The organism is Marinobacter sp. (genome assembly GCF_048259445.1).
Taxonomy (GTDB): domain Bacteria; phylum Pseudomonadota; class Gammaproteobacteria; order Pseudomonadales; family Oleiphilaceae; genus Marinobacter.
In genome coordinates, this window is record NZ_JBLXHQ010000032.1 from 15,875 (window position 1) to 28,514 (window position 12,640).

The window sequence follows — 12,640 nt, forward strand, 5'->3', positions numbered from 1 at the left end:
ATCGAACTGTTCAAGCCGTTAGCTTCTGGAGGAGGGTGTCTCCCGACTATGACATTCTGCTGGCGCCACATCCCGGGCTCTTCCGTTACGACGACCTTATCACCACCGCTGACTTGTCTCAGGGACGTATGTGACCAGACATGGGCGCATTTAAAAGTTGTCGCGCCCAGCAGGATTCGAACCTGCGCCCCCGTCGGAGGGCCACATCGGGGCTAGGTGATCAGCGCGACTGGAGGAAACCCCGCCAGCCGCCCAAGTGGGTGATTTCCTCGGCACCTTCCAGCCCGATTGGCTCGCAGATAAAGCCTGACACCCAGCGGCCGTCCGCCAGTTTCACCTGGCCAATACCCAAGGGCGCAGGAATACCCCCCACAAAACTGCCGAACTGATCCGCTGGTACTCGCCAGATTTCCACTGGCAGGCTGGTGCCGCCGCTTTCATCACGGACCATGCCCGGGCGCAGAGGCGGCCCTCCTGCCAGCAGGTACATGCGGTAGCAACTGGCTGTTTCGGTGGTTTCCGACAACACCGCGTTGCGGCTGGTGAGTTGATGGTTCAGGGGCAGCCCGGTGAGGTGGGCGCCGCACACCAGTACCTCTATTGTGCCGGCTGTGGCCGTCAGTGCTGGACTGTCCAGGGTATCTTCGAGCGCGCCAACAGTGTTGCATGCCAGGGGGTGTAGGCGGCTGGCCAGAGCCAGCAGGGCCTCGTCCTGGAAGGCTGGCATGAACAGCGTGCAGCCCAGCGGCAGCCCGGTATCGAGGAACCCGGACGGCACCGAGATGGCACTGTAGTCCAGCAGGTTCATGAAGTTGGTGTAAGTGCCCAAGCGACTGTTACGGGCCACCGGCTCCTGTTTCAACTGATCGATAGTGTAGATGGTCGGGGTAGTCGGGGTCAGCATAACGTCGACCTGCTCCCATACCCGGTCCGCCTCATGCTTGAGTGCTTTCAGTCGGTACTGAGCCCGAAAGGCATCGGCAGCGGAGCCATTGGCGCCCTGGCTGATAACACCACGGGTTACTTCCATTAGTGCCTCAGGTTGCTCCTGGATCAGCGGGCTGGTGGCAAGGTAGCGTTCTGCCACCCATGGGCCCTCGTACAACAGTTTGGCTGCATCCAGAAATGGCTGAAAATCCACTGTGACCTTTTCGCCACCGAGAGACTCCAATTGGTGAACGGACTTGGCAAATAGCGCTCGGGCACCCTCATCACTGTCAAAGTCCAGTTGCTCATCTGATGGCACACCAAAACGGAACTGTGACGGCATTGGGCGATTCCCGATGGGGGCCTGGAGCTGCCAGGGATCCTCGGGGTCGGGCACGGAAGCCACCGTGAGTACGCTCTGAGCCTGCTGGGCGGTGCGGGCGAAGATGGCGACGCAGTCCAGGCTCTGGCAGGCGGGTACCACGCCGCGCACACTCAGTCGCCCCAGCGTGGGTTTCAGCCCGATCACGTTGTTGAATGCTGCTGGAACCCGGCCGGAGCCGGCGGTATCTGTTCCTAGCGCAAAACTGACGAGTCCCAAGGCGGTGGCAACAGCCGAACCGGAGGAGGACCCGCCAGAAACATAGTCAGTATTAAAACTGTTACGGCAGGCTCCCCAGGGTTCCGGTGAACGGGTGCCCACCAACCCGGTGGCGAACTGGTCGAGGTTGGTTTTGCCTAATGGAATAGCACCGGCGCCAACCAGGGCCTCGACCACGGCAGCGTGCCGTTCCGGCTGATAGCGATAGGCCTCACAGGCTGCGGTGGTGGGCATGCCAGCCACGTCAATGTTGTCTTTCACGGCAAACGGTACACCATACAGAGGCAGCTCATCCGGGCTGGCTTGCTGCAGGCGCTCCAGGTAGGGGGCCAGCTCCTCTTCACTAGCCAGATGAATCCAGGCGTTGTGATGGCTGAACTCTGCTGCGCGTTGTAGCAAGTGGGACACCACGGTTGCTGGTGTCAGGTCGCCGCTGCGGTAGGCTTGCAGCAATGAAGGTATGTCGAGGTTAATGGTGGTTCTCATAGGTGTCTCACGCTGACAGGCTCCGGGCCGTTTTCGACACGGAGGTTTCAATCGATTCATAGGTCTGCCGATCGGTCTGACCGATTGGCAGGTCATAGGTGATGGTGGCGCCGTACGCTTCCGGTTGTTGCGGGTCGTTGCGGACCTTGTCGAATACCAGCAGGCGGGTACCCAGATGAAAGCCTTCGTAAAGGTCGTGGGTCACCATAAAGATAGTGGTACCGGTATCGCGCCAGAGCTTGAGAATCAGCTCATGCATGTCGCCGCGTATGCCTGGGTCCAGCGCACCGAAGGGCTCATCCAACAGCAGAATCCGGGGTTTCATGACAAAGGATTGGGCAATGGCCAAACGCTGCTGCATGCCTCCGGACAGTTCGTGGGGCCACTTGTTGGCGGCGTGAGCCAGCCCAACAGCCTCCAGCATGGCGTCTACGTCCTTCAGGGCCTCCCTGCGGGCTAAACCGAATAACTTGCCCATCAAGGGGCTTTGCTCCAGCTCCAGTCCCAGCAATACGTTCTGTCGCACCGTAAGATGCGGAAACACCGAGTAACGTTGAAACACGATGCCGCGGTTGCGGTCTGGCTCTTCGGGAAAGGCATTTCCTTCGAGCAACAGCTCACCCCGGCTCAATGTTTCCTGTCCGAGAAGCATTTTCAGGAAGGTGGACTTGCCGCAACCGGATGCACCTACCAGAGTGCAGAACTCGCCCTGATTGACACTCAGGTTCAGGTTCTCCAGCACGACCTGATTGCCATACTCTTTCCAAAGATTTTTAACGGTAATGAAGCTCATCAGTGGCCTCCCGCATTGTACCAAGGGAACAGTCTACGGTTGGCTAAGCGCAGACACTGGTCGATTACGATGGCGAGAATGGTAATCCAGATGACATAGGGCAAGATCACATCCATTGCCAGATAGCGTCGGACGAGGAAGATGCGGTAGCCCAGACCTTCGGTGGACGCTATGGCTTCCGCGGCAATCAGGAACAGCCAGGCTGGGCCCAGGCTGAGTCGAACTGCATCGATCAGTCGGGGCAGAATCTGGGGCAAAACCATGCGAACAATGACCTGCCAAGAGTTGGCGCCCAAGGTCTGGATCTTGATCAGTTGCTCGCCCGGGAGTTCCCGGACCCGTTGAGCCACATCCCGCATCATGATCGGCGCGGTACCAATGACAATCAGCATGACCTTGGATAGCTCGCCAAGACCGAACACGATAAACAGAATGGGTAAGAGCGCTAGTGGCGGTACCATCGAGAGCGTCGATACCAGCGGCGCCAGGTTGGCCCTGATGAGTGGCAGAACTCCGTTGAGCAAACCCACCACTAAAGCCAGTGACGCGGCAATGCCAACACCCATACCCAGGCGCTGGAGGCTTGCGGTTGTGTCTTGCCACATCAGATAATCGCCGCTTCGGCGGTCTTCCTGGAACGCCATGCGATCAATGGCGGCCGTCATCTGTTCGACGCCGGGTAACAGTTTGTCGTTGGGGTTTTCTGCCAGGCGCTCCTGGGAAGCCAGGCTGTAGATCAGCATGATCAACAGGAAGGGGAGCAGGCCTAACAGGGTAGCCGAGACCCGCCCCGGATGGCGGTTGATCAGTCGCATAGGTTATCTCCTCTGGTCACACATCACGGCACGGTCATCGCTGGGAACAGCATTCCTTACGATTCAGTCTCCCGGGCTTTTGTCCCGCCGTGTAACCTCCCAGAGGTCGGTAACTCTCGGACCAGCCATCCGGGCTGCCATTGCAGAGCCGTCCGGACCGGAACCCTAGTCACCCATTTTGTCCGTTTTTATTCGCCGCGTGATTCGCGCCCGCTTAAGGGCGCTATGAACGATGCTGTAAACGGGTCAGGTTTCTCAAAACCATCTGCCTGAATCATTGCAGGTGGCGTGCCAGATTCGTGAAAGCGGTGTATCCGCCGCAGTCTGGTTTGGTGCGGCACAGATGTGCGCCCCATTTTTGTGCAATGGGCGTTCAGGTGCACTTTTATGGCCCTGTTTCTCTTAACAGAGATGCGGCTGCTGCCAGAATTTTCTGGTGACTCTGTTGCTCACGCCCGGCGCCGCCGGCAATGTGCCCCCAGTCAGAAGGGAGTGCTTCAAACGTGGCGCCCGGCATTTGACAGGCATCCCGGGCGGCGTCTTCTGCGGTGAAATAGAGATCTGTGGCGCTCGGCATTACCCGCGTGGGCATGGTGATCGCGGCAAGGGCGGCCTTGTAGTTGCCTTTGAACACTGGATTGTCGCTGATGTCACCTCGTTGCCAGGTGTCCAGAACAGTCAGCAGGTTGTTTGCGTCCTGAGTGAGATGGTCCTGTTCCCAGAATTGAAGCAGAGCCTCGATGGAGTGAAACCCAAGGTTCCGCCAGAGTTCGTGGCGGAAGAAGGCCTGGGAATAGGCCCAGCCAGCGTAAACCCGGCCAAAGGCTCTGAGCCCCTGTTCTGGCGGGCTCTGATAATGGCCACCCTGAAAGTTCTGGTCACAGGCCAGGGCAGCTTTGACGCCCTCCAGAAACACTTTGTTATGGGGATAACAGCGTGCAGTACAACAGGTAGCCAGTACGGCGCGCACCTGTTGAGGAAACAGGCAGCCCCATTGAAGTGCCTGCATTCCGCCCATGGACCAGCCCATTACCAAGGCAATGTGGGCGCCCCCGAACACCTCGTCAACCAGTCGTTTCTGCAGCATCACGTTGTCGTACAGGCTGATGGCGGGGAAGCCTGCGGCGGAATCCTGGCCGTGGGTGTTTGATGGAGAGGACGACTCGCCTGCGCCCAGCATGGAAGGAATGACAATGCAGTACTTGTCTGGGTCAAGTGGACAGTCCGGACCAACCCAAGGGTAATTGCCGGCGGCTGCACCACCATAATACGTCGGCAGCAGAATCAAGTTGTCTTTTGGTGCGTTCAGCTCTCCGATTCGATGATAGCGCAGGCTTGCGGCATGCAGTGTTTTACCGTTATTCAAAACCAGGTCGCCTGCCTTGAAATCATTTTTAAACCATTGCTTTTTGGACATTTTCCCCCCGGGAGATGTGGCTGGTTTTAGCCTTTTATTTAAGGTTATTTGAATTATATATACATGCTGGCATGTAAGTTGAATGGTAAAAGCCTAGGAAGAAACATGCCAGAACGCACAATGATTGCCCGTCGCAGGGCGAAAAGAGGATAAAAGATGACTGACCTGACAAGTACTCAAGCTCTAAAACAGCACCTCACTGATGCAGGCGTGAAATACGTCATTGCCAGTTATGTGGATATTCACGGCATTACCAAGGGCAAGTTTGTCCCGGTCGCCCATCTTGGCCAGATGATGGAAGGTTCCGAGCTTTACACCGGTGCTGCTCTTGATGGCGTGCCCCAGGATATTTCGGACGACGAAGTGGCCTCTATGCCAGACGCTAAGGGGATGGCGATCTGCCCATGGAACCGCCAACTGGCCTGGTTTCCTGGCAATCTGTACCTTAATGGTAAGCCATTTGAAGCCTGCTCCCGCAATATCTTTCGGCGCCAGCTGAGTGCTGCTGCCGATATGGGTTACCGTTTTAACCTGGGTATCGAAACCGAGTTCTTTTTGTTCCGTGACACGGAGAATGGAGGCTTTGCTCCACTGAGCGACCGCGATACCCTCGGCAAGCCCTGTTACGACCCGCGCACCCTGATGGATAATCTGCCCATCATGGATGAAATGGTAGACGCCATGAACGAACTGGGCTGGGACGTGTATTCCTTTGATCATGAAGATGCCAACGGCCAGTTCGAAACCGACTTCAAGTACGCCGATGGCCTTACCATGGCAGACCGGCTGGTGTTTTTCCGGATGATGGCTAATGAAATCGCCCGCAAGCACGGCGCCTTCGCCAGCTTTATGCCTAAACCTTTTGCCGACCGCACTGGCAGTGGCGCGCATTACAATATGTCCCTGGCAGATGTCAAAACCGGCGAGAATCTGTTCGAGCCGAAAGCTGATGATCTGCACAACTGCGGTATCAGCAAGATCGCTTATCACTTCATCGCTGGTGTGCTGAAGCATGGCGCTGCGATCAGTGCCGTTATTGCTCCAACGGTGAACAGCTACAAGCGCCTGGTGCGACAGGGCAGCATGTCTGGCTCCACCTGGGCACCGGTGTTCATGTGCTACGGCTCGAATAATCGCACCAACATGATCCGCATTCCCAGCATGGGTGGTCGCATCGAATGCCGTGCCGCAGACATCGCCTGCAACCCTTATTTGGGGAGCGCACTGATTCTCGCAGCCGGCCTTGAAGGCATTCGTGAAGGTCTGGATGCCGGCGCGCCTCACCATGAAAACATGTACAACTACAGCGACGCAGAAATCGCAGCGCAGGGCATCGAGTATCTGCCAAGGAATCTTGGAGAGGCTGTGGATGCGTTCGAAGCAGATTCGTTGGCGAAAGAGGTCTTTGGCGAAGCCATGTTCCAGAGCTTTATCGATAACAAGCGCGGCGAGTGGGACAGCTACCAGAACCACGTATCGGAGTGGGAGGTTAAGCGCTACCTGAAGATGTTCTGATTGGAGGGGGCTAGCCCCCGCTATTTTTTACCGAGCAAAGCCCAGAATTGCCGTTGAAAAAACGGCATTTCTTTTTTCAGTGAAAAAAGTTTTGGTGAAAACAGCCAAGTCTGGGTAATTCCCATCAAGTAAGTGTAGCTCAGTAACCCGAGTTCTTTCGGGTTCTCCTGCGTTGTTATCAAACCTTTCTCTGCGGCCCTTTCTACCAGGACCTGAAACAATCCGATAATTGATTGGGTGAGTGCCCGCTCTCGCTTCAGCGTTCGGGTCATGGCTTCCGTCAACTCGGTTTTGTTGAGCAGGATCTCGAACGATTGGCGGTACTGTCGGTTATTTGCCAGCAACCCGAGCCACTGTTCAATGAACCGGTTCATTGCTTCGATCGGGGCATCCAGCATTTCGGAACATTCGGCAACCAGGGCTTCTAGCGGCTCTTGGGAATAGCTGAGCACAGCTTCGTACAGGTCATCCTTGTTCTCGAAGTGCCAGTAAATCGGCCCACGGCTGCACCCGGCCTCTTTTGCGATTCGACTCAGCGTCGTCAGAGAGTAACCGTCCCGGCTAAACAGTTTTAACGCTGCTTCCAGAACCGTCTGGCGAGTTTTTTCGGCATCTTCCTTGGTACGACGCATAAATGGTTTTTCTCCACACCAACCTGTCGGCGAAGTTTAAACAAAAAAAGGGCACGAATGTTCGTGCCCGATTATTTTAAATAAAATGGATGCGATGGGTTAGATTTCCCCGTCTGCAGCCATTTCCATGTAGCTATCGTCGAACCGAAGCTTCACATTGGATTTGTTGCCCATAACAGAGCCATCCGGAAACTCGATGCCTACGAAGTCCGGGCTCGTGGCACCCTGACCGAGCAGACCCTTGTCAAACGAAAACTGACGAACACTGTCCATCGCTTCCCGGGCTTTGTTGCTGCGGATGAACTCGAGCGAATTTTGCGGCTTCCAGAACATCTTCATGCCGTCCAGCTGGGCTTCATAACCTAGCTGGTCGGTACCGGAGATTTCCCCGAGAAATGCTCTGGCTTCTTCGCCCTGCTCAGAGTCCGACGCCAGAATGCTCATGGTTTCATACCAGGCACCCACAAGCGCTTTGCCCAGTTTAGGGTTGTCCGCAAGTGTTTTGGTGTTGACCAGCGTCAGGTCCTTGATGTGCCCCGCAATCTGGCTGGAATCGAACAGCGGCGTGGCTCCCGGAAAGTTGGCCACTTCAGTCAGTAACGGATTCCAGGTTGCGACGTGGCGTACGTCGTCGGTCTGGAACGCGGAGACCAGGTCTGCATCAGAAATGTTAACCACGCTGATGTCCCGCTCTTCGAGGCCGGCGGTATTCAGGGCTCGAACCAGCAGGTAGTGGGAGACGGATAGCTCAACGAGGTGTACGGTTTCGCCTTCCAGTTCTTCAATGGATGTCGCATCCTTGGACACCAGGCCATCGTTGCCGTTCGAGTAGTCACCGACGATCAGCGCCGTGGTGTCCAATCCAGACGCTGCTGGAATCGAGAGACCATCCATGCTGGTAGCTACCACGCCATCAAATTGCCCAGCGGTATACTGGTTGATCGATTCGATGTAGTCGTTGACCTGCACGATATCCACTTCGATATCGTACTTGTCCGCCCACTTTTTCATGATTCCGTAGTCCTCAGCATATTGCCAGGGAACCCACCCTGCGTAGATGGTCCAGGCAATGCTGAAGGAGTCTCTCTCCTGGGCCAGTGCGCCCATCGAAAGGGAGGCGGTGAACAGACCGGCCGCGAGCTGCTTGCTGAAGTTGCGTGTTTTCATGGTTCTCTCCTCGGGTCATGCCCGTGTTTACTGGGTAATTTCTTCGACGATCACCACCGGAGTGCCCGGTGAGACTGCCTGGCCCGCTTCGCGTCGCACTTCGATAACGCGACCGGAAACCGGGCTCAGTAACTCAATTTCCATCTTCATGGATTCGATAACCGCCACCGGGCGCTGGGCCTCAATGGTGTCGCCAGGCCTGACCAGACATTCCCAGAGGTTGCCCGCCACGTGGCTTTCGACCGCGTGTTGGCCTGCTGGCAGGTTGCTGATGTCGTCTTCACCGGTTTCCTCTATTGGCGCCTCGGAACTGAAGTTGATCTGCCCCGACTCGATCCAGCGCTGCAATTCCTCATCAAAGGCTTGCTTGCGCTTGTTGGTGAAGAGCTGAATACCGTCATTGTTGTCGGTAAGAAACTGCTCGTATTCCTTCAGGTTGAAACGGGTTTCCTCAATGCGGATCGGGTAGTCTCCGTTGGGAAAATCGCGGCGGATCTGCTGCAGCTCCTCGGAACTGACTTCGTAAAACCGCACCTGGTCGAAGAATCGCAGCAGCCAGGGCTTGCCCGCCTCGAAATAGTCGGTAGTACGGTAACGGTTCCACATCTGCAGGGTTCGGCCAACGAACTGGTAGCCGCCGGGACCTTCCATGCCATAGATACACAGATAGGCCCCGCCGATGCCGACGGAGTTCTCCGCGGTCCAGGTCCTGGCCGGGTTGTATTTTGTGGTCACCAGTCGATGTCTGGGATCAAGGGGGGTGGCCACTGGTGCGCCGAGGTATACATCCCCCAGGCCCATGACCAGGTAGCTGGCGTCGAAGACAGTTTTCTTGACCTGATCGATGCTCTCAAGGCCGTTAATGCGGCGAATAAACTCCAGGTTGCTCGGGCACCAGGGCGCGTCTTTACGAACCGACTGCATGTACTTGGCGATGGCGGTCTGGCAAGCCTCGTCGTCCCAGGACAGGGGCAAATGCACGATGCGCGCCGGCACATCCCATTCCGGCTGCTTTTCCAGTTCCTTCTCGGCGCTGATGAGCAGGTCCAGCAGCGCGCGTTGCTGCAGTTTCTGGCTGTTGTAGTGCACTTGCAGTGAGCGGATGCCGGGGGTTAACTCCAGAATGGCCGGGTGGTTCTGTTCCCTTAGCCAGAGCATCAGGGCGTGGGCCCGGAAGCGCAGACCGATATCCAGCTCCATGGGGCCGTATTCCACCAGCACATAGTTGTCGCCGGCGGCCCGGTATACAACGCCGGTTTCATGGTCGTTGGTGCTGAGTGAATCCAGAACAGGAGTTACCGGTTTGATGGGGGTGATATGAGCTGTGGCTGTTGTCAGTGTGGCCACCGACTCATCCAGCGCTTCACGCAGGGCAACCGCCTGATCCTGGCAGACCGGCACGAATTGCACTTTGTCACCCGCCTTGAGCTGGCCTAGCTTCCAAAGGTCGGCGCTGATCACCGTGACCGGGCACACGAAGCCTCCGAGGCTGGGGCCGTCAGGACCGAGAATCACCGGCATGTCACCGGTGAAGTCCACGGTACCCACCGCATAGGCGTTATCGTGGATATTGGACGGGTGCATGCCGGCCTCGCCGCCGTCGCTGCGGGCCCATTCCGGTTTCGGGCCGATCAGTCTCACGCCGGTGCGGCTGGAGTTGTAATGAATCTCCCATTCGCTGGCAAAAAAGGTGTCGATGTCCTGGCCGGTAAAATAGTCGGGTGCGCCGTGAGGGCCATAGGTAACATGAAGTTTCCAGGTTTTGCCGATCGCAGGCTTCAACTCTGCTGGCAGGGAAGCGGCCTCTGACGGCGTCGCTTCGCCCAGGGCCAGCACATCGCCGGCGCGCAGCGCACGGCCGCAATGGCCCCCAAACTGCCCCAGGGTAAATGTACTGCAAGAGGTCAGGTATTCAGGGCAGTCCAGTCCGCCCCGGAAGAGCACATAGGCACGGGCGCCATCAGCGGTAGTGGCGCCGAGCTTCAGGGTGGCGCCGGCGGGTACATCAACGACTTGCCAGAACTCGACCGGCTGATCGTTTAGCGTGGCCTCGAGTGTTGCACCGGCAAGGACGACCTGGGTGGCCCGATTGAAGGTAAGTACCGGCCCTTTGAGGGTGATCTCCAGGCCCGCTGCACTTTCGGAATTGCCCAGCAGCCGGTTCCCCAGTCGGAAGGAATAGCTGTCGAACGGCCCGGACGGCGGAACGCCGATTTCCCAGTAGCCAATGCGCCCCGGGTAATCCTGGATGGTGGTCAGGGTGCCGCCACTGACAACATCAACCGTGGCGGGCCGATAATCGAATTCGTTCAGGGTACGGGTGAAAAGACGGCCTTCCACAAACCGAGGGTCGCTCAGCACCTGTCCGACATACTTCAGGTTGGTTTCGATACCATACAGCTGACTATGATCAAGGGCGTGCATCAGCCGTTTGCGGGCCATTTCACGATCTGCTTCATGCACGATGACCTTGGCCAGCATGGGGTCGAAAAGCGGCGATACCTCGGTGCCCGGCTGGATCCAGGTATCGATTCGCAGGCCTTCGTCTTCTGGCCAGGTGACGTTCGTCAGTAAGCCGGCACCGGGCTGGAAGTCCTTGTTGGGATCTTCCGCATAGATCCGGGCCTGAATAGCATGGCCGGAAGCGGTCAGGTTGCCGCCCAATTTCGTAAGGTCGGGCAGGGAGCCCGCGCCGAGTTCTACCATCCAGCGCACCAGGTCTACGCTGTAAACTTGTTCAGTAACGCCATGCTCTACCTGTAAGCGTGTATTTACTTCCAGGAAATAGAATTCTGTGCTTTCCGGGTCGTAGATAAACTCCACGGTACCGGCACTTCGATAGCCGATGCTTTCGCCAAGCTGGCGCGCAGTGGCGTGCATGCGGGTACGCACGTCCTCGCTCAGGCCTGGTGCTGGCGCCTCTTCAATCACTTTCTGGTTGCGACGTTGTGCCGAACAGTCCCGTTCGCCAAGAGCGATGACCTTCCCCCGTCCGTCACCGAACAACTGCACCTCAATGTGCCGGGCATATTCCACGAATTTTTCCAGAAACACGCCGCTGTTGCTGAAGTTGTTCTGGCTTAATCGCTGGACTGAGTCGAAGCTCTTACCGAGATCCTCGGCGTTGTAACAGCGAGACATGCCAATGCCGCCACCACCGGCGGTACTCTTTAGCATGACCGGATAGCCGATGGCGTCGGCGGCGTTCAGCGCGTCGTCCAGATCTGTCAGCAGACCGGTGCCGGGTAGTAAGGGTACGCCGGCGTTTTCTGCCAAAGCACGGGCGGTGTGTTTTAGACCGAACTCCTCCATCTGTTCGGGCGTAGGGCCCAGAAAAACCACACCTTCAGCGTCGCAGCGGCGGGCAAAATCCGCATTTTCGCTCAGAAAACCGTATCCCGGGTGAATGGCGCCGGCACCGCTTTTACGGATCACGTCAAACAGCTTGTCCTGATCAAGATAAGTTGCCGACGCCGAACCTTCGCCCAGACAGTAAGCTTCGTCTGCCTGGCGCACATGCAGGGAGTCAGCATCCGCCTCAGCGTAGACCGCGACCGAACCAATGCCCATGGCTTTCAGGGTGCGAGCCACGCGGCAGGCGATAGCGCCCCGGTTGGCGATAAGAACCTTGTCGAATCCGCTGGTCAGTTCCATACCAGCACCTCAATCGGTGTCGGGTTGTATGCATTACAGGGGTTGTTCAGCTGCGGGCAGTTGGAAATCATGACCAGCACATCCATTGCAGCCTTTAATTCGACGTACTTACCCGCATCGGAAATGCCGTCGGCGAACGTGAGGCCTCCATCTGCGGTTACCGGGACGTTCATGAAGAAGTTGATGTTGTGGGTGATGTCACGCTTGCTCAGCCCCAGTTCTTCGTGCTCGGTGACTGCTACCAGCCAGCTGTCCCGGCAGGCGTGCATGCATTTTTTCTCCAGTGCATAGCGGGTCGTGTTGCTCTCCGCCGCACAGGCGCCGCCGAGGGTATCGTGGCGGCCGCAGGTGTCCGCAGTGATCTCCAACATGACGTTGTTTTCCGAAGACATCAGCTTCGAACCGGCGGTCAGGTAAACATTGCCCTGTTCGCGGATGGTATCTACGGCGCTGTAGCGTTCCGTCGGGTTGCTGGCGTTGTAGAACAGAGTATCTGCGGCCTGGTTGCCTTCCAGATCCAGGATGCGCAGGGTTTCGCCAGCTTTCACTACTTTCAGGAAGTATTCGCCCGCCGGTACGATTTCACGGAAGGCAGCGTTCTCAGGGTTCTGGGAGCTTTCTTTGATCATGTCC

Annotated in this window: 9 protein-coding genes and 1 riboswitch; of the genes, 1 reads left to right on the forward strand and 8 read right to left on the reverse strand. The window is 57.2% G+C overall.

Annotated elements, in window-relative coordinates; translation table 11 throughout:
* Positions 1-220: 220 nt before the first annotated feature.
* The 4 genes from atzF to ACN0RL_RS17640 all read right to left on the reverse strand — a co-directional run bounded on the left by atzF (position 221) and on the right by ACN0RL_RS17640 (position 5,039).
* Positions 221-2,014, reverse strand: a complete 1,794-nt coding sequence (atzF, locus tag ACN0RL_RS17625) for an allophanate hydrolase (protein WP_417519161.1) — start codon at positions 2,012-2,014, stop codon at positions 221-223.
* A gap of 7 nt (positions 2,015-2,021) precedes the next feature.
* On the reverse strand, positions 2,022-2,807 hold the full coding sequence (locus ACN0RL_RS17630; protein WP_417519163.1) for an ABC transporter ATP-binding protein: 786 nt from the start codon (positions 2,805-2,807) through the stop codon (positions 2,022-2,024).
* Entirely contained in the window at positions 2,807-3,622 is an 816-nt protein-coding gene (locus tag ACN0RL_RS17635) for an ABC transporter permease (protein WP_417519165.1), read from the reverse strand. The genes ACN0RL_RS17630 and ACN0RL_RS17635 overlap by 1 nt, the downstream gene beginning before the upstream one ends.
* A gap of 66 nt (positions 3,623-3,688) precedes the next feature.
* A riboswitch (guanidine-I (ykkC/yxkD leader) is annotated at positions 3,689-3,802 on the reverse strand.
* 205 nt (positions 3,803-4,007) lie between these two features.
* On the reverse strand, positions 4,008-5,039 hold the full coding sequence (locus ACN0RL_RS17640) for an alpha/beta fold hydrolase (protein ID WP_417519167.1): 1,032 nt from the start codon (positions 5,037-5,039) through the stop codon (positions 4,008-4,010).
* 156 nt (positions 5,040-5,195) lie between these two features.
* Here ACN0RL_RS17640 and glnT point away from each other — a divergent pair, with 156 nt between their 5' ends.
* The gene (gene glnT / locus ACN0RL_RS17645; protein ID WP_417519169.1) at positions 5,196-6,554 is read left to right on the forward strand and encodes a type III glutamate--ammonia ligase; all 1,359 of its coding nucleotides are present in this window, start codon (positions 5,196-5,198) and stop codon (positions 6,552-6,554) included.
* Positions 6,555-6,574: 20 nt separating this feature from the next.
* Here glnT and ACN0RL_RS17650 read toward each other — a convergent pair whose 3' ends face one another.
* From ACN0RL_RS17650 to ACN0RL_RS17665, 4 genes are all read right to left on the reverse strand, one after another.
* Positions 6,575-7,186: a TetR family transcriptional regulator gene (locus ACN0RL_RS17650; RefSeq protein WP_417519171.1), complete on the reverse strand. Its 612-nt coding sequence runs from the start codon at positions 7,184-7,186 to the stop codon at positions 6,575-6,577.
* A 99-nt stretch (positions 7,187-7,285) separates the two neighbouring features.
* The gene (locus ACN0RL_RS17655; RefSeq protein WP_417519173.1) at positions 7,286-8,353 is read right to left on the reverse strand and encodes a putative urea ABC transporter substrate-binding protein; all 1,068 of its coding nucleotides are present in this window, start codon (positions 8,351-8,353) and stop codon (positions 7,286-7,288) included.
* A 27-nt stretch (positions 8,354-8,380) separates the two neighbouring features.
* Positions 8,381-12,007, reverse strand: a complete 3,627-nt coding sequence (uca, locus tag ACN0RL_RS17660) for an urea carboxylase (RefSeq protein ID WP_417519175.1) — start codon at positions 12,005-12,007, stop codon at positions 8,381-8,383.
* Entirely contained in the window at positions 11,998-12,636 is a 639-nt protein-coding gene (locus ACN0RL_RS17665) for an urea amidolyase associated protein UAAP2 (RefSeq protein ID WP_417519177.1), read from the reverse strand. Before ACN0RL_RS17665 ends, uca begins: the two co-directional genes overlap by 10 nt.
* Between the last annotated feature and the right edge of the window lie 4 nt (positions 12,637-12,640).